Raw genomic sequence first — 21,562 nt, 5'->3', positions numbered from 1 at the left:
CCATATAATAGTCATTCTTCGTCAATTAGACTCATTAAGGCAAATAAGTTGATTTAAATTCATCTATCACCTGATTTAAGTCCCCTACATTTAAAGAGAAATATACTTTTATTTTCGGCTCAGTTCCAGAAGGGCGCAATGCAATAAATCCTTCTTCAAAAATAAATCGGATCAGATTTGCTTTTGGCAATACCGTAGCACTTTTTTCCTCATTCTCAATATCTGTAATTAATTCAGTTTGATAGTCTTCAACTCGTTTGACTTTTAAACCGCAAATTTCATTAGGAGTATTAACTCGGAAATTCTCAAGTAAGTCATTCATTTTTTGACGTCCAGCTTGTCCCTCAAATTTTGGAGAAATCGTACAGTCTTTAAACGTACCAGTAATGTTATAAATTTCATTTAACAAATCTTGGAAATTCTTTCCAATTTTTGTCAATTGATTTTTATATTTTACAACTAATGGAATCATTTGTATAGCATCTTTATCTCTTGAAAATGGAGCAGCTAAGTAACCATGACTTTCTTCATATCCTAAGACTAATGTTTCATTAGAATTTTCTTTTTTCTGCAATATTTCAGAAATATATTTGAAACCTGTTAAAACTGTATGGTTTTCTATTTCTAATGCATGTGCTAATCGATCACTTGCTGCACTGCTTACGATTGATTTCACCATATATAAATTTTTATGTTGCTCTTTAATATTGTCATAGCGTAACTTCAGTAATAACAATCCAATTTCATTTCCATTAAAATAGCGATGACTTCCGTCTGCATAACGTTCAATCATACCAAAACGGTCGGCATCAGGATCAGTAGCCAATACAAGTTGCGCATTCTCTTTTTCAGCTAGGCGCAAACTATAATCGAAAGCTTGTTCTTCTTCTGGATTAGCGTAGGCTACTGTTGGGAAACTGCCATCTGGACGAGATTGTTCTTCTTCTATTACATAATTGCGATATCCTAAATCATCAAGAATATCTGAAAGTAAAGGAAGACTTGTACCATGTAAACTTGTCAGCACAATTTTATCTTGTTGCGATGGTATACTTTGAACGAGTGATTCTACTGCTTTGCGATAGGCATTACTAACTTCTGGATTCAGATATGTAATAAGACCTTTGCTTAATCCTTCTTCAAAGTTTCCGCTTTCTAATTCTAATGGGTCTTCAATTTGATTAATATATCCGCTCAGCATTTCTGATGCTTCAGGCAGTAATTGCCCTCCATCTGCACCATAAACTTTAATCCCGTTATACTCTTTAGGGTTATGGCTCGCAGTAATCATTACGCCCGCATCCGCTTCTAAATATCTCACTGCAAAAGAAAGCTCAGGCGTCGAATTGTAATGTTTTCCTACTACTGCATGCAAATCATATTGAGACAATATAGCTGCAATTTCGTGTGCGAATTCTTCTGATAAAAAACGTGTATCGAAATGAATTACTACTTTCGAACCTGGTTTATGCTCATTTAAGTATTTAGCTAATCCAGCAGCTACTTTGCGTACTGTAAACGCATTTAAACGCCCTGGTCCAAGGCCTAATAAACCACGGATGCCGGCTGTACCAAATGCCAACGTCTCCTCAAAACCTTCAGCACGTGATGTTTCATCTTGATTATTATAAAAATCTGAAACTAAACTTTCTTCAAGTTTATTTTCCCATTTAATTTTCATTCGTATTCTCCTCTCAGACTGTTTCCGTTTGTTTTCTATCCATATAAGTATCGGAGTTTTAACAATACTATTATATCTTATCGGTTAAATTAAATCATTATTGAATCATGGAAAGCACTATCGAAAACCATTGATTCATCTACATATATACATATTCTGTCGCATTAATCTTATTAAATTGTAAAACTAGTGTAAATATTAAAATTAAAATCGCGATTCCCTTTAGTATTATAAGAGTTTGTGAAATAATAAGGTGTATTATAAGTTTGTAATTTGACCATCGCCGTATTAGAATATATGGTTATAATGTACAAATTTCAAAGCAGTTACATACAGTTGGTAAGTTAATTCTATTGTAGTTGCTGCACATTCTAATAAAACCAGGAGTAAAAATAATGAATAAAGTTTTCAAATATTTTTTGATTCTACTCTCGCTTGTCCTGGTCATTATTCCTATTGTATTTGCGGTGATTCTCTTAAGAACATCGCAACATGCAATCGATACTTCTTTTAGCGGGGAAAATACAGACAGAACTTCCAATTTAAGAAATGGCAAAGTAAATCCGGCTAAAGATCCTGTTTCTATCTTATTTCTAGGAATCGATGATAATAAAGGAAGACGAGAAAATGGTCAATCAACTGAACATTCTAGAACTGACGCAATGATTTTATCTACTCTTAATCCCGATAAAAAACAAGTAAGAATGTTAAGTATTCCGCGTGATACTATTAGTTACATTCCAAAAGTCGGCTATTATGATAAAATCACCCATGCCCATGCTTATGGCGGCCCTGTAGCTGCGATGGATGCAGTGGAAGGTACTTTGAACGTCCCCGTAGATTATTATGTGCGTGTAGATATGGATGCATTCGTACAAGCTGTAGATGAATTAGGCGGTATTTACTACGATGTTCCATATAATTTAAACGAACCGAACACTAATGATGACGGACGTACTAAAGTTAAAAAAGGTTATCATAAACTGAATGGCGACCAAGCTTTAGCGGTAGCCAGAACACGGTATCACGATTCTGATTTAAAGCGTGGCCAAAGACAAATGGAATTGATTAAAATTCTATTCAAAAAAGCTCAAAAACTTGATTCTGTTAACAAATTAAATAATTTAGTTGAAATTGTAGGTAAGAATTCGAAACATGACCTATCTAATAAAGATATCCAAAGTCTATTGAGTACATATTTGCCAGCAGACCTTAAAATTAAAACAGAACAATTAGAAGGCAATAATGATATGTTAAATGGTATCTATTATTACAACCCAGATATTAAGAGTATCAAGAAATTCTCTAATTTATTGCGTGGAGACTTAGGTTTGCCTAAAATTAAAGATAATGACGATTTCTTAAATCAGCGTTTCATCGATCAATATGGTGAATTGGTACCATTAACCGAAATAGATGAAAGTCTGTTACGTAAAAATCAACATGATACTTCTAAAGGTAAAAATGACAACGATGTAGATCAAGGTGAAAACCAAGATCAAAATGATGATCAGCAAAATCAAGGAGACCCTAACCAACAACAAGATCCTAATGCTCAACAGGATCCTAATAGCCAACAAGCTCCAAATGTACAGCAAGACCCTAACGGCTATAACCAAGATCAACAGCAAGTACCGGATCAAACTCAACAAGGTAATCCACAAACTGATGTGAATAATGCACAGCAAGCGCCTTCTAATCAAGGGTATTATTAATTAATAGAAGGGAGAGAATGAGATGCCGCGAAAAACATATGAAAAGCTTAATAATATTAACGGGATGTTCGGTGTATTAGAACAACAGATTATACACAGTAAAGACATGGCACATTTTCGTAATGAATTTTTCTACGTTAATCATCAACACCGTGAAAATTATGAAGCACTCTTACTCTACTATAAAGATAGTGTAGAAAATCCATTTATCGATGGAGCATGTTATATTGTTGCACTACCTGAAATTTTTGATCGCGTAGATATTTTTCAATCTGAACTTCCATTTTCTTGGGTTTATGATGAAAATGGTGTAACTGAAACAATGCAAAAAATCAGTGTTCCTATTCAGTATCTTATTGCAGCTGCTTTGGAAGTCACAGACGTGAATATTTTCAAACCATCTGGATTTACAATGGGAATGAACAATTGGAATATCGCTCAAATGCGTATATTCTGGCAATATACTGCAATCGTAAGAAAATACGCTCAATAAATATTTCGCTATAAATGTATTGAATTTAGTGCATTTATAGCGATTTTTCTATATTCTTGAAGAAACTTTGAAGTACTTTTCAATTTATAAAGGATGATAATAATGTATAAGATTGCACAAAGTAAAAAAGAATTAAATGACTGCTTCGAACTTAGAAAAAAAGTATTTGTAGATGAACAACATGTACCGCAAGAAAATGAATTTGATCAATTTGAAGATGAATCTACTCACATTATTGGATATGACGATAATAACCTCCCTATCGCCGCTGCCCGCTATCGTTCCTACCATGAAATGGCCAAAATTGAACGTGTAGTAGTCGCTAAACCCTTCCGAAAACACGGCATTGGGCGCCAATTAATGCAATTTATTGAGCAGCAAGCTAAAAATGACGGATTTAAAAAAGCCATATTAAACGGTCAAATCCAAGCACAACCTTTTTATGAATCTTTAGGCTATCAACCCCACGGAGCTATTTTTTTAGAAGAAGGAATTGAGCATATTGAAATGCAAAAGGAAATTTGAAGGCTTACCGATTAGACTGAGACATGTTATTATATGTCCTAGTCTTTTTTACGTGAATTAATAGTATAGGTCAAAAAAATATAATCTTGGTTTCTTATAATTCATTTAACGATATTAAGGTTTGGTTACAAATCGATTAAAAAGACTAACCTACGACTTAAGAAGTATTATACTGTATGAAAATGATATATTACAAAGTGATAACAAGAAGTTATATCCGTTCAGATAATTATAATTTAATGGTTAAATTCTCCTGATTTGGATATATATCTTGAAGAGTCTGTTTACATACTGTTTACCTTCACTTCTATTCACGTTATATATTTTCTGACGTTACACCACGCCTATACTGGGTATTTGAATTTACAAACTTCTTCGAGGACAGAAAATACAACTCGAAACGTTTGTCTACAGACTGTAATATATTCAAATAATATATAGTTAAAAAAGGAGTAGTTTCATGTCTAAAAAGTTTCATTACAAAGCACCCGCTATCATTGCACTCACTATTGCAGGAACTGCAATCACTACGCATCAAGCTTTTGCTGATAGTTCTACTGGAACTGATACAAATTCAAAGAGCAATCGTACAGCTGATCAGAGACAACAACCGACTAATCTAACAAATAATACTCAAGGCCAAGCAGAGAATAATGACAACAAAGTTGCAGGTACACAAGCATATAAAGACCCTGCACAAGTTCAACCTCTAACTAGTCCGCAAAATTTAAGCTATGATTCAAAACTTGAGGAATTATCTTCCAATACAGAAAAGAGTAATGATACTGCTGAAACACAGGATTCAGCTAGTTCTCAAACGAATGAAGCGAATTCAAATGAAGGTAACCCTGTTTCTGCACCAGCTCAAGAAGGACAACAAGGGACAGAACAAAACTCACCAGAAGCTCAAGCACAAGTTCAAGATGCTTCTGCAATAAATTCTGATGCACAAGAAAATTCAGGTGAAAAAGTTGCTGAAACTGCACAGCAACCAGCTGCTGAGCAACAACCTCAGCCTGAAGCAGCTAAACAAGATGAGCAACCATCTCAACCGGAAGCAGCTAAACAAGATGAGCAACAACCTCAACCGGAAGCAGCTAAACAAGATGAGCAACTTAACAATGAAAACGAAGTTGCACAAAATAAAAAAATTGATAATGCAGTAGAAGCAGAAAATAATACAGCACCTAAAGAAACGAAACCTGTTGCATCTGTTGATCAAAATAATATAGCGGATACTGAAAATAAAGTAACACCTAAATTTGTTGTACGCTCTTTTGCAGCTCAACCCGCTGCTCAAAAACAAACAGCCCAACCCACTGCTCAATCGGCGAAGACTACAGCTAGCAATGTGAAGGCAGCTACAGCTCAAGTGACAAAACCAGGAGCAGCTACTGCTCAAAAACAAACAGCGCAGCCGACTGCTCAATCAGCGAAGACTACAACTACCAATGTGAAACCGGCTACAGCTCAAACAGCGAAAACAACGGCTAACAGTCCAAAACCAGCTGCTGCTCAACCGGCTGTTCAAAAACTTGCAGTTCAACCTGCTAAAGCAACGACAACTGCAGCACGTTCAGTTACTCCTGTAACTTATGCTGCGACACAAGCAACTTCATCTTTACCGAAGTATAAACCGACTGTAAATTCGTCTATCAACGATTATATTCGTAAAAATAATTTTAAAGCACCAACTTACGAGCAAGATTTTTCGCCTTATCTTCCAAAATATAATTATCGCTATGGCAAACCTGAAGGTATTGTAATCCATGATACAGCTAATGAAACTTCAAATATTAATGGTGAAATTAATTATATGAAAAACAATTGGCAAAATGCCTTTGTACATGGTTTCATTGATGGTAATCGTATTGTAGAAACTGCAGATACTGACTACCTTGCATGGGGCGCTGGACCTGTCGGCAACCAACGCTTTATTCATATCGAACTTGTTCATGAACATTCTTACGACGGTTTTGCACGTCAAATGAATAACTATGCTGATTATGCAGCGACAAACTTGCAATATTATGGTTTGAAACCTGATAGCGCTGAATATGATGGTCAAGGTACAGTTTGGACACATGACGCTATTTCAAGATACTTGAGCGGAACTGATCATACTGACCCGCATGCCTACTTACAAGCGCATAATTATAGTTACGATCAGTTATACGATTTAATTAATGAAAAATATTTAATTAAAGAAGGCAAAGTGGCGCCTTGGGGCACTTCTGCCAGCACACCAGCTCCACCAAAAACAAATACACCTAAAACACCAACTGCACCTAAGAATTCAACAACACCTGCGAATTCACAATTAAAAGTAATTCCTGTTGATTCAATTGGTCGTGTTGCTGCAAATAATCACGGTGTTTATACAACTGTATACGATAAAGCTGGCGTGCAAAATTCGGCGATTAATGACAGAACTTACCGCTTAACTAAAAAAGCATTATTAGGCGATAAATCATTCTATTTAATTACAGATTATAACCAAAACAAAAATGTCGGGTGGGTACAAACCAATGATATTAACTATCGTGTAGGAAAACCTGTAACATCAAATACAACAACTTACTCTGTTCAACCAGGCACTAAACTATATCACACTCCTTGGGGCTCTGAGCGTCAATCTATCAGTTCAGTAACAGGATCTGGTGCACAACAATTCAAAGCTCAGAAACAAACAGAAGTTGGTACTTTAACTTATGTATACGGTGCTATAAATGGTAAAAATGCTTGGGTGGACAGTACGAAACTCACAAAATATACTGCACCGAAGACTGCAGTGAAAACTGTAAATCCGCCAAAAACTGGAGTTAAAGCAGCAAATGCAACAACACCTTCAACAACTAAGAAAACAACTGTTGCAAAACCAGTTACCAAAACAGCTACACCAACTAAGACTGCAATAAAACCAGCTGTGAAAACTGCTACACCAGCAAAAACAACGACTGTAGCGAAAAAGGCAACTCAACCTGTTGCTAAAACCGCTACTAAACCGGCAGCTAAAACTACTGTTAATACTAAAACAGCAGTCAAACCAGTTGCTAAAACAGCAGCAGCAACTAAAACGGTAGCCAAACCTGTCACTAAAGTGATCAACTCAGTGAAAAAAGCAGTTCAACCTACTGCTAAGGCTGCTACTACAACAAAACCAGCGGCTAAAGCAACAACTAAAGTTGCGCCAAAACCTGCAACTAAAGCTGCTTCTAACCTTAATCAAACTGTAGTTGTAAATAAATTAGGTCAATTTGTATCTAATCAATATGGTTTACGCGCTTCTGTTTATGATGCTAAAGGTGCAAATGCTGCTAAATATTTAGGCTATACGTATGATATTTTAAGAGAACGCAACCAAGATGGAACATTATATTATTTATTACAAAACAATGGATTAGCAACGCCACTTGGCTGGGTTAACGCTAAGGATGTTAAAGTTGTAAACCAAAGCAATGCTACACCAGTTTCAACAAAATATAATGTTAAATCAGGTAACAGCGGTCTTTATACAATGCCATGGGGTACTCAAAAACAACAAATTGACGCATTGAAACAAGCTAAAGGTGCCTTCCAAGCTTCTAAGCGTAAAGTAGTTAACGGAGTAACTTACGTTTATGGAACAATTAATGGCAAAACAGGTTGGATTAATGAAAAAGACTTAGTTCAAACTCAAGCAGCAACACAAAAAGCTGCAACTCAAGCAAAAGCTAAAGCTCAACCTGCAACAGCTTACAAACATGATTATATTATCGCTAATGCAAACGGAACTTCTTACAACACACCAAACGGTAAAGTTCTAGGTTCACTAAAAGACCAATACGGTAATATTATTTCAGTTTATGAAAAACAACTTGTAAATGGTATTACTTGGTATCATGGTGTATTGGCAAATGGAAAAACGATTTGGATTAAAGCAGCAGATGTTCGTGATACATTTACAAGAGTATCTACATCTCCATATACGTTAAACCAAGCAGCAAATACACAATCAAATTCACCTTGGCCACCTCAAATCCAACGTACACCTGGTATTTGGGTAAATGCGACTAAGGATGAAGTAAAAACTGCTATGGATCCAAAAACAATTACTGAAGATGCGACTCAAAAATATCAATTCTTGCGCTTAGATAAAGCTCAAAAGCTTTCAGCAAATAGCGTTAACCAACTCTTAAAAGGTAAAGGCATTTTAGAAGGACAAGGCGCTGCATTTGCACAAGCTGCTCAAAAATACGATATTAATGAAATATATTTAATCTCTCATGCCCTTTTAGAAACAGGCAATGGTACTTCAATGCTTGCTAATGGCGGTGTTGTAAATAGCGCTGGTAAAATTGTGACTAACAGCAATCCTAAATACTACAATATGTTTGGTATTGGAGCGATTGATACAGACGCTGTACGCGGCGGCTTTAAAACAGCTCAAAATTATGGATGGGACTCGGTAAGCAAAGCGATTATCGGCGGAGCTCAATTCATTAAAAATGCTTATATCAATCAAGGACAAAATACACTATATCGTATGCGTTGGAATCCAAGTTCCCCAGGTAACCATCAATATGCTACTGATATTAACTGGGCAAGTCACAATGCAACACGTATGAAACAAATGTATGATTCTATCGGCGAATCAGGTAAATATTTCGATATCGATAATTATAAAGGCTAATAAGCTATACAAAGATAGCGAATAGCAATAGGACATAATTGAAATGCTCCCTATAAAGCAGACACTTCAAAAGTGAAAACTTTATAGGGAGCTTTTTTATGAGAGATAGTATGTAATTTGATTTATTGGACACGTTCGTCCTAATCTAGGCTAATATATTCATTTATTGGACACGTTCGCACCCATCTTGGCCAATATATTCATTTATTAGACACGTTCGCACCCATCTTGGCCGATATATCCGTTTATTGGACACGTTCGCACCCATCTTGGCCGATATATCTGTTTATTGGACACGTTGCCCTCATTCTTGGCCAATATATCCTTTTATTGGATAAGATTCCCTAAACCCAACCAATATATCCACTTAATTATTCCGCTTCTATCAACTCAACTCATCCCTCCCCGCCCCTCTTTTTTACAAAACAAAAAGTCAAGCTTTGTTCAATAAGATCGCAAAGCTTGACTTTCATTAAATAACGAAACTCTTTTTATTTAATTTTGCTAATAAATCATACAGCTGCTTGACATCTGTTTCAGATAGCCTTTCACATCGCGCTTCTATCAATTCCTGACGCGCTTCATTAATTTGATTGATTAGAATACGAGATTTATCCGTAACCTCTAGTTCCTTGCAGCGTAAATCTTGATGCGATTGATGGCTGACTACATAGCCTAATTGTACTAATTTTTTTATCCAGCGCGATACAATCGACTGTTCTTTCCCTACTTTCATCGTTAAATCATATTGCGATAAGCGATGATATTCATTAAGCGTTCTTAATAAATCTATTTGTTCTATAGTCAAATTAGCACGTTGTCCAAAGCGTCTATTTACTATTATTAAATCATTATGCGTAACAGTTATTTGTTGTTCAAGTTGTTTATACATAGCTGTCTACCCCATTTACTGTAATGCTTATATTATAAAATTTATTAACAAAATATACAACACTAAATGTCAAGAAGTTGTTTACCTTGCATTTATGTATATATCTGTAATACGTTAGGGTTATCCTAATTATCCAAAGGAGATACATATCGTTATGCACAAGACACTAGAACATCGTGATTATTTCTTTGATAATGCACGTGCGTTTCTCATTTATCTTGTAGTTCTTGGACATTTAATTAATCCCTATGTAGAAGGACATAAATTTATGGGATCGCTTTATTTGTTAATTTATAGCTTTCATATGCCTTCATTTCTTTTTATTTCAGGTTATTTTTCAAAAAATGCTGGTAAACCTGGTCACTTAGAAAAAGTAGCTAAAAAGCTATTAGTGCCCTATATTTGTTTCTTCTGCTTCTTTTCAGTTTATTATTATCTGACAGGGAAAAGCAGCGACTTGCAGTTAGATCCATTTAATCCTGTATTCGCATTATGGTTTTTATTGACACTCTTTATGTTCCATGTGATTTTAGTTATTATCAAAAATTATAAACCTTATTATGTGATGCCAATTGCTATTTTAGTCGCAATGTTTGCTGGATTTTCTTCAAACATAGATGGTTACATGAGTTATTCTAGAACCATTGTGTTCTTCCCTATTTTTTATCTAGGTTATCTTATGAATAAGCATCAGACTATGATTTTACGTAACAAACGCTGGTTACCTATTTCGATTACAATTTTGATTGCGTTTTATGTCATCTATACTATGCATCCAATTAACCCTGATTGGTTGCTTGGAAGCTCGCCTTATAGCTCTTTAGATGGAAAAAGCATATTCAGTCCATTAAAAAGACTATTACTGTACTTTATAATTTGTATAACGATGTTTTCATTTATGAATTTAATGTCATCTAAAAAACATTTCTATACTTATATAGGTCAACGTACGATGTATGTATATCTTTTACATGGTATTGCTATTGGTATTATTCGCGGATTTGATTTATATCCATTCAAAGATCCAATTTCAATCTTAACTTATATTTATCTATTCGTAACATCTGCTATTATTGTTTATATTTTATCTTCAAACTTTATAGCTAAGTGGACTAATCCAGTTATTAATTTAAAATCTCCTTCTAAATTCAAACCTTAATTAAATTTATAGGCTGAGACATTAATCACTGTCTCGGTCTGTTTTGTTTGGATGAAAAAATAAATATCACTACTCTTTTCTTAAAGATTGTTTGTTTTCAGATATCTATTCGATTTCTGCCTATTAAATATGATAAGATGAAATTTATATACATATCGAAGTTAATAATAGAGGTGTAATGCAGTGGAACTATCTTTAAACAACAATTCTAAATTTTTACGAGCACCAAGTATCCGTCAATTCTCAAGTCGCATTAAAAATATTCCTGATTGTGTCAATCTCACTATCGGCCAGCCTGATTTTCCAATGCCAGAGGTTGTAAAAGATGCATATATTAAAGCGATTCAAGACGATCAAACAAGTTATTCGCATAATAAAGGATTAATGGAAACAAGAACAGCTATCCGCAATTATTTTAACCACCGTTATCAAGTTGATTATAACGAAGAAGAAATTATTATCACTAACGGGGCGAGTGAAGCCATCGATACTGCTTTGAGAAGTATTTTGGAACCAGGTGATGAAATTATACTTCCAAGTCCTATCTATGCAGGTTATATACCATTGATCGAAACGCTAGGAGGCCAGCCGGTCTATGTAGATACCACACAAACTGGTTTTAAAATAACACCTGAAGCGATTAGAGCTCATATTACTCCTAAAACTAAAGCGATTATGCTTAATTATCCGACAAACCCTACTGGAGTGATATTAACACACGATGAAGCGTCAGCGCTTGCGGAAGAATTAAAACAACATCAAATTTTTATCTTAAGTGATGAAATTTATGCTGAAAATACTTTCAATGGTCAACATACTTCCTTAGCCGAATTTAAAGAAATACGCAATCAGTTGCTTCTAATCAGCGGATTAAGTAAATCTCATTCTGCTACTGGTATTCGCATAGGTTTTTTAATAGGTCCTGAGTATTTAATTGAAAAATTAACCTTTATGCATGCTTATAATACTATTTGTGCGAATGTCCCTGCTCAAATTGCTTGTATTACGGCATTGACAGAGGGCATTGATGCGCCTAAAAAAATGAACGAAGCTTATGAGGAACGCCTTGCTTATTTAAAATCACGTTTGTTAGATATGGGATTTGCCCTAGATGCTGAACCTGAAGGCGCTTTTTATATTTTCCCTAGCTTAGCCCCATTCGGTATCGAAGATGATTATCAATTTTGTATAGATGCTTTAGAGAAAGCACATATTGCGATGGTCCCAGGTTCTTCATTTACAGACTCAGGCAAAGGTCATGTACGAATTTCTTATGCTTATGATTTAGAAACAATCAAAGAAGGCATGAATCGTTTAGAAAATTATTTGAATCAATATATAGACTAATTAAAAAAGTGAGATAGTATTTTTTATAAGTACTCTCTCACTTTTATTGGTTTCAAAAGGACCATATTATAGTTGAATGTCTTATTATACTCTGAGTTGTTCATATTTCCCCTTCTTTTAGCTATTAAATTTTAGTAATTCAGATTAATATTAAGGTTCAACTAAATTTTTATCTACAAAACGTTGCATCATATTGTAGTAATTCTCTTTTTCATCACTGTCTAAATTCAATTGATCAACTACGTGTGTAGAGATATCCGCAAACTCTTCTTTGAGAGCTAAGCCTTCTTTTGTCAAACTCAATACTACTTTGCGCTCATCTTCAGGTAATCTTTTTCTTTTTATCAATTTTTTCTTTTCTAATCTTTTAACAATCGGGCTAATTGTCCCTGAATCTAAAAATAATTTGTCACATAACGTTTTCACATATATCTCTTCATCTTCTTTTATGTAAGATAGAACAATATAATTAGGAAAGCTGATGTTATACTGCTTTAAATATTTATTAAAACGGTTAACAATTTCTTTAGTTGTAATATAGAAAAGAAAGCATAAATCTTGATCAAACTTCTGGTTCTGCTTATTAGCCAATATATTCCACCTCCTTTTAAATATATTCAATTTTTCAATGAATGTCAATAGAATACTTTTGTTTTAAAAGTAATTTCAATAGTGCTTTTTATAATTTGTTTAAATTAAGATATTTTTTCGTTTATTTAATAAATTGTATTAACAGATAGTTAAGTTCTACCTTATTATTGAAAAAATATAAAAGTACACTTCTTTAACAATATAATAACTAGTACTATATGAAATAAACCTTAACTTTTACAAAGCTCAAAAAAGCAGCAAATCGCAAACGATTCGCTGCTCAATTCTTATTCTTTTTATTTCGTATACTAGACAATTTCTAAGCTACTTTTACTTTTCTATTAATATAAAGTGCATAACTTACAGAAACAATGATGATAAATAAAGGTATTAAGTAAGAAGTATCACTAGTATTCGCATTAAAAATAGATGATACGTTAATTAGAATATGCGTAATAATACAAGGTACCAAAGATTTGCTTTTATAAAAAATAATCACAAATAAATACCCTAAGGCGATAGCATAAAAAATCTGTAACAAAGTAGGAATTAAATCGCCGCCATTTAACAAATTAACAATGTGACCAATTCCGAAAGTTACTGCACTGACTATAATCGCTAACTTCAAATTATCTTTTGCCATCATTTTAAATAAAAATCCTCTAAAAATCACTTCTTCAATAAATCCAACATTAATCATGGTCAAAACAAAAAATAAAGTTTCTCCAACAGTAAAGTTGATCTTCATACCGCCCCACAAATTTACAGAGGCTATTAGTATCAGCGGAATAAAATATAAATACTTTTTCGGTGCATGCACTTTTGTGAATCCATAATAACGAACTCTACCTAATTTAATGATGAGCCAAATTAACAAAATAGAAATTAAGGTATTGATTATTGTACTGCGATAATCTGCTAAGCCGAAGTTTTGCATGCAATATGAATTAATCACTACATAAGCAACAATCAATAAAATACAAGACAGGGTTTCGTGTTTAAGAAACATTTTTTGCATCTTAGCGTCACCTGCGCCTTCAAATTTATATTTATTATCACTTATATTATACCTCATTATTCCAATTTATTATTTTCAACTTATGTCATAATTCGCAATTAATTAAAAACTACTTATCATGGCCGCTTCGCTTCAATCTGTATAGGCAGCCAACTCGTGCCTCGACACTCCCCCCCGCAACACTATCCGCAACTACAACAAAGGAGCTAGAACACATGATTGTCCTAGCTCCTCTCCTGAACTGTCAATAACTACTCGAATAGCCAATGTCTCATTCTTAGCCATTTTCTTTTCTCGTTAGCTTTGTCGAAATAGGACGATGAAATAAGTTTAATAACTATCATTTCCGTCCCGCTTCTCGTTCAATTTTATATATAATACTATCTTACTAATCTATAACTACCGCTTAAAATATTAAGGGAATTTAGGGAATTGATCAAAGTCTGGTTTACGTTTTTCTTTAAACGCATCGCGACCTTCTTTTGCTTCATCAGTAGTGTAGTAAAGCAATGTAGCATCTCCAGCCATTTGTTGCAAGCCAGCTAAACCGTCTGTATCAGCGTTCATAGCTGCTTTCAAGAAACGTAATGCTGTCGGAGAATGTTGCATCATTTCTTTACACCATTGTACTGTTTCATCTTCAATGCGATCTAAAGGTACAACTGTGTTAGCCATTCCCATGTCTAAAGCTTGTTGTGCATCGTATTGACGGCATAAATACCAGATTTCACGTGCTTTTTTATGTCCGACAATGCGTGCTAAATAGCCTGAACCGTAACCTGCATCGAATGAACCTACTTTAGGACCTGTTTGACCGAATTTAGCGTTGTCTGCTGCGATTGTCAAGTCACATACGACTTGTAAGACGTTACCGCCGCCGATTGCATAACCTTTAACCATTGCAACTACTGGTTTAGGAATCACACGGATTAAACGTTGTAAATCAAGAACGTTTAATCGAGGAATTTGGTCATCGCCGACATAGCCGCCGTGACCGCGAACTTTTTGGTCTCCGCCTGAACAGAATGCTAAGTCGCCTTCACCTGTTAAAATGATAGTTGAAATATTTTGATCATCACGCGCGCGTGAAAAAGCATCCATCATTTCTTGAACTGTTTTAGGTGTGAATGCGTTACGCACTTCTGGACGGTTAATCGTAATTTTAGCGATCCCTTCAAAAAATTCATATTTTATCTCTTCATATTCTTTAAGTGTTTCCCACTGTCTAGTCATTATGATCCTCCTTATTTAAAAAACCTAATACTATTATAGCAAATTGTTCGGCATCTTCCACGTGAACAGTGTGTCCCGCTTCTTCTACCACATGTACTTCACACCGCGGTATAACCGCTTCCATCTTATCTGCAATGCTCACAAATTTCTCATCGCGTTCTCCTACTATCAAGCAGACTGGCATTGCTAGTGCAGACAATTCTGGCCATAGATTCGGCATATTGCCTGTGCCGTAATCTCGTAGGGCTTTGGCCAACCGTTCAGGATTTTGAGCCAACCGCATATTACGAATACGCGCTCTTTGCGTTGCAGTCATCATTTCAGCTTGACTGGCAAACAGCGGCAGTTTCTCCCAATCGTTGACAAATAATTCTATGCCCGCAATTTCTAAGACTTTCGCGCGTGCTTCATCTACTCGTATCCGCTCAGTGCGTGAAGCGTTGTCTTGAATACCTGGAGAGGCACTCTCGAGTATCAGCCCTTCTGGTTTTATTTTCCCGTGAAGGGCGTAATACAACGCGGTACGGCCTCCCATTGAGTAGCCGTGTAACGTGATGCAGTACTTGCGATAGTGCTGCAGTACTGTGTCCAATTCACGTTGAATGTAGGAGAAGTCCCATGTTTCGGTGTCTGGGCTTTGGTCTCCTCCGTGTCCTGGCAATTCTATTGTTAAAATAGAGACGTACGGACGCAATCTTTCGATATGGGCATCGAAAGTCGAAGCATCGCTGATAAAGCCGTGGAGCATGACGAGCAACTGGTTGCTTTGATTTGCAGCGGTACTTTCATAAAATTGATAGTTAAGCATTGGCGATTTCACTCAATTTCTTGTATAGAATTTGATGTTGTTGCAAATTATCTTCACGATCAGTACGGATTTCATAAATATATGAATCCAGCTGAGAAAGTGTGGTGTATTTAAAGTCTTCTACGGTTTCTAAGTGTTGATAGCCGAAGTCATACAGATGGGCAGTATGTTTGAATTCTAGATGCGTCGGTGTACCAAATAAACGTTCGAAATATTGTGCAGCTGATTGTTTTTGTGGCAGATAAGAGAAGATACCTCCGCCATCATTGTTCAACAATACAATATTGATATGAATATCATTTAATTTAGCCATCAACAGACCGTTCATGTCGTGATAAAAAGCCAAGTCTCCGATCAGCAAGGTTACCTTTTTATGAACGGCCATGCCGAGTGCGGTGGAGATAACCCCATCGATACCGTTCGCACCCCTATTAGCATAAATCTGCATTTTACCTTTGACGAATAAATTGTCAATATCTCGAATCGGCATACTGTTGCTGACAAATAAAGTATCTTCTTCAGTGAGTTTGTCTAAGAGCACACCCACGTTTGCAGCTTCATCTGTAGCATGATTGACGTAGCTTTCCACTTCCGCTACAGCTTGATAATTCATTTTCTGCCATTTCGTCAACCAAGCACGACGGTAAATGACTGGAACTTCTCCTAAAGAGCGGAAAAAGTCATTTGCAGACATCTCGAAAGTAATGTCTGAAGGAACCGGGAAAGCATCTGGCAATGCACTATTTTGAACTAAAATCTGATAAGCATTAGAAGCTTTCAGCCATTGATTTAATTTCTTAGATAATACTGGTTTGCCGACTCTGATTACAAAGTCGACTTCAGGGTCGAGTCCTGCACGAAACAGCAGGTCATATGTTGAAATCACATTCGGATGTTCAGATTGGCGCAAACCGCTTAATGGTCCTGCCAAGATAGGCAAGTCATGTACCGTCGCAAACGGCAATAATTCTCGCGCATCTTGATGTTGCATATCTCCAACGATAATGAGCCCTTTCTTTTGCTTCAAGATAGGCAGAATTTTATCGATAGATGCCGTTTTTTGATAGTTAGGTATTTCTTTTTCATCTGTAGTTAATAAATCTGTCATTTCGAAATCAGGTGTCAACGGTTCTCTGAATGGTAAATTCAAATGCACTGGACCTCTTTGCGGACCTTGGAAGAACTGACTTGCAATCTGCATTTGATATTTGACTACTTCTACGGCACCGTCAGAATCGTCGGCGAGCGGCATGTCGAATTGATGACGTACGAAATTCTGGAACATGTTGACTTGATTGAGCGTTTGCGGTGCACCGATACCTCGCAACTCGTGCGGTCTGTCGCTGGTAAGGACGAGAAGCGGCAAGTTGCTGATGTCACTTTCCGCTACTGCAGACGTATAATTAGTAGCTGCAGTTCCTGAAGTACATAAAATAGCAACTGGACGGTTACTGCCTTTGATTAAGCCGAGCGCAAAGAATGAAGCGCTACGTTCATCCGGATGAATCCATGTTTGAATACCCGGATGTGCTTCAAAGGCTAAAGCAAGCGGTGTAGAGCGTGAACCTGGACTGATGACAGCCTCTCTCACTCCATATGCATACATTTCTGATGCCATTGTAAACACTTGTTTTGTTAATAAAGTTTGATGATTATCCATGATTTTCGACTCCTAAAGCATTCATCATCGGCGTGAATTTCAAAGTAGTTTCTGCAAGTTCACTTTCCGGTTCTGATTGCTTAATAATTCCACAGCCAGCAAATAATGTTGCTTGATTTTGTTTAATCAACATTGAACGTATTGCCACAATAAATTGGCAATTATCTTCCATATCAATATAACCTACAGGCGCACCATACAAGCCGCGCGTACCGAACTCTCTTTGCTCGATAAAGTCCACCGCTTTTTCTTTTGGATAGCCTCCAAGTGCTGGTGTTGGATGCAAGCGGTCTAATAAACCGATGTACGTTTTATTTTTAAGTGTTCCTGAAATTTCCGTGTATAAATGATAAAGATGGTCATTTTTCAAGATTTTCGGATGTTGATTATAATCTACATCCTCTACATAAGGCTCAATATCATCTAAGATACTTTGAACTACAAAGTGATGCTCATGCAAGTTCTTCTTATCTTGTAAAAAGGCATCCAAATGCTGTTTGTCTTCTTGCTCATCGTTGGTACGTTTAATCGTTCCTGCCACTGCTTTAGTAGATAGCACTTGATTATCTACTTCCATCAGCTGCTCTGGTGTTTGTGAAAAGAAAACAGATTGATCAGATTCGATGACAAAAATATAACTGTTCGATTCACTTTTCAAAGCATTTTCTAATACATAAGCAATATCGATATCTTTATTGAACTGAATCATACGACGACGCGCTAATACAATCTTTTCATCCTCATTCATCGTCTCTATGGCTTCTTGAACAATGTTCAGCCACTCGTCTTTATAAATATCTTCGCAGCGTTTGATTTCCCCATTAGGTGTAGTAGGCTGTACTTCAGTACTTATTATTTTTTCAGCGAGTGCCTTTAAATCTTCTATATTAAATTCATCTCTCGGCACTGTATACGTTAAGTAGGTGTGATTTCCTTCCATAGTAATCAGTACCTTTGGCAAGACAAAGTGATTCAACCCGAACTGACGCCATTCATCTCCTGATTTATGCGTTGAGAATTGGAAACCTCCGCAAACTTTCAGATGATGATGAGACGTATCCGGATGGATGAGTGCAATTTCTTCTTTATATTTCTCCCATTCTCGAAAAATAGATTGTTTATTTTCATGATTATTTTTCAATTTTAATAGTGCATTATATCCGAAAAAGGCGGTTTTCCCTGAGTTGTCTCTAAAATAAAAACGATCTTTTGCTTGTCCCTCAGTCATTTGAAAAAGCATTATCGGATCTGTCGGCTGGTCAATTTTAATCTCAACAGAAACCCATTTTTCCGAGTTTTCGTAAACAGCGTCGAGAATTTGATCATCCTTAACACTTACAGTCATCTATCTCACTTCTTTCGTCATTCAAATTATTCACATTATCTCATTGTATCATTTTTTGCGTTTCACTGTACTTTGATTTGCATTTTAATAAGTTAAAATCTTTACAAAAGTTGACCTTTCTACTTTCATTGCTTAAAATTAATTTGTTAATCAGAATGCATGTTATTCATTTATCAGCCGCACTCTGAAATTTGTTATTCTAAAGATTAAGAAGGAGAAGAAATGTCAAATCAATATCAACAATATTCTACTGTTAGAAAATACTGGCATTTGATGCGTCCGCATACTTTAACAGCTTCAGTTGTACCTGTGCTTGTAGGGACTGCCACTGCAAAACTTTTTTTATTAGGCAGTGAAGATCATTTAAAACTAAGTTTATTTATAGCTATGTTGCTGGCTTGTTTATTAATTCAAGCTGCCACAAACATGTTCAACGAGTACTATGACTTTAAAAAAGGACTCGACGATCATACATCAGTCGGAATCGGCGGTGCAATCGTCCGTAACGGCATGAGCCCAAAACTGGTCATGAACTTGGCGATTGCCTTTTATGTGATTGCCGGGCTGCTCGGTCTTTTTATCGCTTCACAAACATCTTTCTTATTGATACCGATTGGAATTGTTTGTATGGCAGTAGGTTATCTTTATACTGGCGGTCCATTCCCGATTTCTTGGACACCATTTGGTGAATTATTCGCTGGGGTGTTTATGGGTCTGATTATTATCCTGATTTCATTCTTTATTCAAACTGATAATCTGCAAGGTTATGCAGTGTGGATAAGTATTCCGATTGTTATTACTATCGGCTTGATTAATATGGCTAATAACATTCGCGACCGTGTAAAAGACAAACAAAGCGGACGTAAAACTTTACCTATTCTATTAGGCAAGAATAATTCCATCCGCTTCATGGCACTCATGTATATTATTGCTTACGTATGGGTAGTCTACACTGCCTTTTTCGTGCCAGGCGGTTCAATCTTTTACTTGCTCGCGTTGCTATCCTTCCCATTCCCAGTCAAAGCAATTCGTCGCTTCAAGAAAAATGATACAGCTGCAGAGATGATGCCGGCGATGGGCGCAACAGGCAAAACCAATACAGTATTCGGTTTACTTTATGCATTAGGTATTTATATCAGTGCATTGTTAGGCGGTATTTAAATATATCTTGCTAAAAACGCTGAACATTTATTGTTCGGCGTTTTTTTCTATTACCATATGACGATACAAGTGACCATACAAATCAACCGTTCCCTCAGTCTCAAAACCTAAGCGTTGATAGAGTTGGTAAGCCCCCGTATTTTCATAATCACAGCTCAAGCTGATTTTCTGATCTCGATGTCCTTCAATTACATAATGCATAAGCTGTGTTGCAATACCTTTACCCCTATATTCCGGAAATACGGCTACTGTTTCAATGTATAATTCTCCATCTTCCGCTTCCTTTAAAGGTAAAGGCGTTCCCATTTTGCGTGCTTCTTCAGGTAAATCCAGTTTCAACCAATTCGCTTCTAAATCCATTTCTTCTTCGCCTTTATATGTAACAATAATTCCGGCTATCTTTCCCTCAACTTCATAAACTAGCACATTGCCATAATAAGTTCTGTAAGGCGTCTTTGTAATAACTTGTTCTAACCAAGAAATTACTTGCGCTTTATCAAATCGTTGAACAATCGGCAATTCCATATCTTCCCAAATAATATAAGATAATTCAGCAATTTCGCGTTTATCTTCAGATTTTGCTTGTCGAATCATAATGTCCCCTCTTTTTCTTTTAATCACTTCTAGTTTAACAATAATTCCTCTTCTTTTGGAAAAAAGTGCACCTACCTCAACTTTAAAAAGTAACTCTAGCTCTTAAAAGTACCTTCTAGTTTAACAATGGTGATTTGATATCATTAGATAAGTAGCTAAATTGGAAATATTTCTCTAATTATTACATAATGTAATCGAAGGGATATCACATGAAAGGAAGTATTTGCTAATGGAAGTAAACAAAGTCATTTATATTGCACTAGCCATTTTCTTAGGCGGCTTCGGTGTCCACAAATTTTATGCAGGACAAACCGGTTTAGGCATTCTCTTCCTGCTATTTTGTTGGACAGGTATACCCCATGTCATTGCAGTCATCAGCGCCATTTTCACTCTACTTTTCAAACCTGCAGATAAAAATGGTAACATTACATTTCACTAAGGAGAGATATATTTGAATAAAACAACCATTCTTTCGTATTTACAATCATTTCCAAGTAAATATTTGATCTTATACATGGACAATCAAGCTGAAATTTCAGTTGAAGGCATTAACGAAGATACTGATGAAGGCGTGCTCCATGTAACTGAACCTGCAGAATATGTAGTAAATATTTCTAAAATCTCACATTTTGAAATTTTACAACGTTCTACGTATTAAACTGATTAAA

Annotated in this window: 18 protein-coding genes; 9 read left to right on the top strand and 9 right to left on the bottom strand. The window is 35.9% G+C overall.

The window, feature by feature from the left end:
• Positions 1 to 34 precede the first annotated feature (34 nt).
• On the bottom strand, positions 35 to 1,681 hold the full coding sequence (locus tag CNQ82_RS05055) for a phospho-sugar mutase (RefSeq protein WP_123144362.1): 1,647 nt from the start codon (positions 1,679 to 1,681) through the stop codon (positions 35 to 37).
• A 395-nt stretch (positions 1,682 to 2,076) separates the two neighbouring features.
• Here CNQ82_RS05055 and CNQ82_RS05050 point away from each other — a divergent pair, with 395 nt between their 5' ends.
• The 4 genes from CNQ82_RS05050 (at position 2,077) to CNQ82_RS05035 (ending at position 9,086) form a co-directional block, all read left to right on the top strand.
• Positions 2,077 to 3,396, top strand: coding sequence for an LCP family protein (locus tag CNQ82_RS05050; protein WP_123144361.1), 1,320 nt, complete (start codon positions 2,077 to 2,079; stop codon positions 3,394 to 3,396).
• 22 nt (positions 3,397 to 3,418) lie between these two features.
• The gene (locus CNQ82_RS05045; protein ID WP_095106098.1) at positions 3,419 to 3,889 is read left to right on the top strand and encodes a DUF2538 family protein; all 471 of its coding nucleotides are present in this window, start codon (positions 3,419 to 3,421) and stop codon (positions 3,887 to 3,889) included.
• 102 nt (positions 3,890 to 3,991) lie between these two features.
• Positions 3,992 to 4,414 carry a GNAT family N-acetyltransferase gene (locus CNQ82_RS05040; protein WP_123144360.1) on the top strand — a complete coding sequence of 141 codons (423 nt, stop codon included), beginning with the start codon at positions 3,992 to 3,994 and terminating at the stop codon, positions 4,412 to 4,414.
• Between the two features lie 460 nt (positions 4,415 to 4,874).
• Positions 4,875 to 9,086, top strand: a complete 4,212-nt coding sequence (locus tag CNQ82_RS05035; RefSeq protein ID WP_240624925.1) for an N-acetylmuramoyl-L-alanine amidase — start codon at positions 4,875 to 4,877, stop codon at positions 9,084 to 9,086.
• A gap of 472 nt (positions 9,087 to 9,558) precedes the next feature.
• Here the strand turns inward: CNQ82_RS05035 and CNQ82_RS05030 are convergent, their stop codons facing one another.
• The gene (locus CNQ82_RS05030) at positions 9,559 to 9,978 is read right to left on the bottom strand and encodes a MarR family transcriptional regulator (RefSeq protein WP_123144359.1); all 420 of its coding nucleotides are present in this window, start codon (positions 9,976 to 9,978) and stop codon (positions 9,559 to 9,561) included.
• A 154-nt stretch (positions 9,979 to 10,132) separates the two neighbouring features.
• Between CNQ82_RS05030 and CNQ82_RS05025 the strand changes: the two genes are divergently transcribed.
• Entirely contained in the window at positions 10,133 to 11,137 is a 1,005-nt protein-coding gene (locus CNQ82_RS05025; protein ID WP_123144358.1) for an acyltransferase family protein, read from the top strand.
• Between the two features lie 183 nt (positions 11,138 to 11,320).
• Positions 11,321 to 12,484, top strand: a complete 1,164-nt coding sequence (locus CNQ82_RS05020; protein ID WP_123144357.1) for an aminotransferase class I/II-fold pyridoxal phosphate-dependent enzyme — start codon at positions 11,321 to 11,323, stop codon at positions 12,482 to 12,484.
• 150 nt (positions 12,485 to 12,634) lie between these two features.
• On the opposite strand, the gene CNQ82_RS05015 is transcribed toward CNQ82_RS05020, so the two are convergent.
• From CNQ82_RS05015 to CNQ82_RS04990, 6 genes are all read right to left on the bottom strand, one after another.
• Entirely contained in the window at positions 12,635 to 13,075 is a 441-nt protein-coding gene (locus CNQ82_RS05015) for a MarR family winged helix-turn-helix transcriptional regulator (protein WP_123144356.1), read from the bottom strand.
• A 319-nt stretch (positions 13,076 to 13,394) separates the two neighbouring features.
• Positions 13,395 to 14,150 carry a CPBP family intramembrane glutamic endopeptidase gene (locus tag CNQ82_RS05010; protein ID WP_206125375.1) on the bottom strand — a complete coding sequence of 252 codons (756 nt, stop codon included), beginning with the start codon at positions 14,148 to 14,150 and terminating at the stop codon, positions 13,395 to 13,397.
• A 357-nt stretch (positions 14,151 to 14,507) separates the two neighbouring features.
• Positions 14,508 to 15,329: a 1,4-dihydroxy-2-naphthoyl-CoA synthase gene (gene menB / locus CNQ82_RS05005; protein ID WP_186824460.1), complete on the bottom strand. Its 822-nt coding sequence runs from the start codon at positions 15,327 to 15,329 to the stop codon at positions 14,508 to 14,510.
• Complete coding sequence (gene menH / locus CNQ82_RS05000; RefSeq protein ID WP_123144354.1) at positions 15,319 to 16,134, bottom strand: 2-succinyl-6-hydroxy-2,4-cyclohexadiene-1-carboxylate synthase; 816 nt, start codon at positions 16,132 to 16,134, stop codon at positions 15,319 to 15,321. Before menH ends, menB begins: the two co-directional genes overlap by 11 nt.
• A complete protein-coding gene (gene menD, locus CNQ82_RS04995; protein ID WP_123144353.1) occupies positions 16,127 to 17,794 on the bottom strand; it encodes a 2-succinyl-5-enolpyruvyl-6-hydroxy-3-cyclohexene-1-carboxylic-acid synthase in 1,668 nt (555 codons plus the stop codon). Before menD ends, menH begins: the two co-directional genes overlap by 8 nt.
• Entirely contained in the window at positions 17,787 to 19,139 is a 1,353-nt protein-coding gene (locus tag CNQ82_RS04990; RefSeq protein ID WP_123144352.1) for an isochorismate synthase, read from the bottom strand. Before CNQ82_RS04990 ends, menD begins: the two co-directional genes overlap by 8 nt.
• A 222-nt stretch (positions 19,140 to 19,361) precedes the next feature.
• On the opposite strand from CNQ82_RS04990, the gene CNQ82_RS04985 reads away from it, so the two are divergent.
• Positions 19,362 to 20,300, top strand: coding sequence for a 1,4-dihydroxy-2-naphthoate polyprenyltransferase (locus CNQ82_RS04985; RefSeq protein WP_123144351.1), 939 nt, complete (start codon positions 19,362 to 19,364; stop codon positions 20,298 to 20,300).
• A gap of 27 nt (positions 20,301 to 20,327) precedes the next feature.
• Here CNQ82_RS04985 and CNQ82_RS04980 read toward each other — a convergent pair whose 3' ends face one another.
• Positions 20,328 to 20,894, bottom strand: coding sequence for a GNAT family N-acetyltransferase (locus tag CNQ82_RS04980; protein WP_123144350.1), 567 nt, complete (start codon positions 20,892 to 20,894; stop codon positions 20,328 to 20,330).
• Positions 20,895 to 21,123: 229 nt separating this feature from the next.
• Between CNQ82_RS04980 and CNQ82_RS04975 the strand changes: the two genes are divergently transcribed.
• Positions 21,124 to 21,333 carry a TM2 domain-containing protein gene (locus CNQ82_RS04975; protein ID WP_123144349.1) on the top strand — a complete coding sequence of 70 codons (210 nt, stop codon included), beginning with the start codon at positions 21,124 to 21,126 and terminating at the stop codon, positions 21,331 to 21,333.
• A 12-nt stretch (positions 21,334 to 21,345) separates the two neighbouring features.
• On the top strand, positions 21,346 to 21,552 hold the full coding sequence (locus CNQ82_RS04970; RefSeq protein ID WP_123144348.1) for a hypothetical protein: 207 nt from the start codon (positions 21,346 to 21,348) through the stop codon (positions 21,550 to 21,552).
• Positions 21,553 to 21,562: the final 10 nt, after the last annotated feature.

It is taken from the genome of Staphylococcus debuckii (assembly GCF_003718735.1).
Lineage (GTDB): Bacteria > Bacillota > Bacilli > Staphylococcales > Staphylococcaceae > Staphylococcus > Staphylococcus debuckii.
The sequence above is the reverse complement of the archived record's forward strand: the minus strand, read 5'-3'. Positions and strand labels throughout refer to the sequence as shown.

Excerpts from the sequence above, each read along its gene's own strand:
- CNQ82_RS05055 (WP_123144362.1), bottom strand. The coding sequence starts at position 1,681 with ATGAAAATTAAATGGGAAAATAAACTTGAAGAAAGTTTAGTTTCAGAT.
- CNQ82_RS05050 (WP_123144361.1), top strand. The coding sequence starts at position 2,077 with ATGAATAAAGTTTTCAAATATTTTTTGATTCTACTCTCGCTTGTCCTG.
- CNQ82_RS05045 (WP_095106098.1), top strand. The coding sequence starts at position 3,419 with ATGCCGCGAAAAACATATGAAAAGCTTAATAATATTAACGGGATGTTC.
- CNQ82_RS05040 (WP_123144360.1), top strand. The coding sequence starts at position 3,992 with ATGTATAAGATTGCACAAAGTAAAAAAGAATTAAATGACTGCTTCGAA.
- CNQ82_RS05035 (WP_240624925.1), top strand. The coding sequence starts at position 4,875 with ATGTCTAAAAAGTTTCATTACAAAGCACCCGCTATCATTGCACTCACT.
- CNQ82_RS05030 (WP_123144359.1), bottom strand. The coding sequence starts at position 9,978 with ATGTATAAACAACTTGAACAACAAATAACTGTTACGCATAATGATTTA.
- CNQ82_RS05025 (WP_123144358.1), top strand. The coding sequence starts at position 10,133 with ATGCACAAGACACTAGAACATCGTGATTATTTCTTTGATAATGCACGT.
- CNQ82_RS05010 (WP_206125375.1), bottom strand. The coding sequence starts at position 14,150 with ATGAGGTATAATATAAGTGATAATAAATATAAATTTGAAGGCGCAGGT.
- menH (WP_123144354.1), bottom strand. The coding sequence starts at position 16,134 with ATGCTTAACTATCAATTTTATGAAAGTACCGCTGCAAATCAAAGCAAC.
- menD (WP_123144353.1), bottom strand. The coding sequence starts at position 17,794 with ATGGATAATCATCAAACTTTATTAACAAAACAAGTGTTTACAATGGCA.
- CNQ82_RS04990 (WP_123144352.1), bottom strand. The coding sequence starts at position 19,139 with ATGACTGTAAGTGTTAAGGATGATCAAATTCTCGACGCTGTTTACGAA.
- CNQ82_RS04985 (WP_123144351.1), top strand. The coding sequence starts at position 19,362 with ATGTCAAATCAATATCAACAATATTCTACTGTTAGAAAATACTGGCAT.
- CNQ82_RS04980 (WP_123144350.1), bottom strand. The coding sequence starts at position 20,894 with ATGATTCGACAAGCAAAATCTGAAGATAAACGCGAAATTGCTGAATTA.
- CNQ82_RS04975 (WP_123144349.1), top strand. The coding sequence starts at position 21,124 with ATGGAAGTAAACAAAGTCATTTATATTGCACTAGCCATTTTCTTAGGC.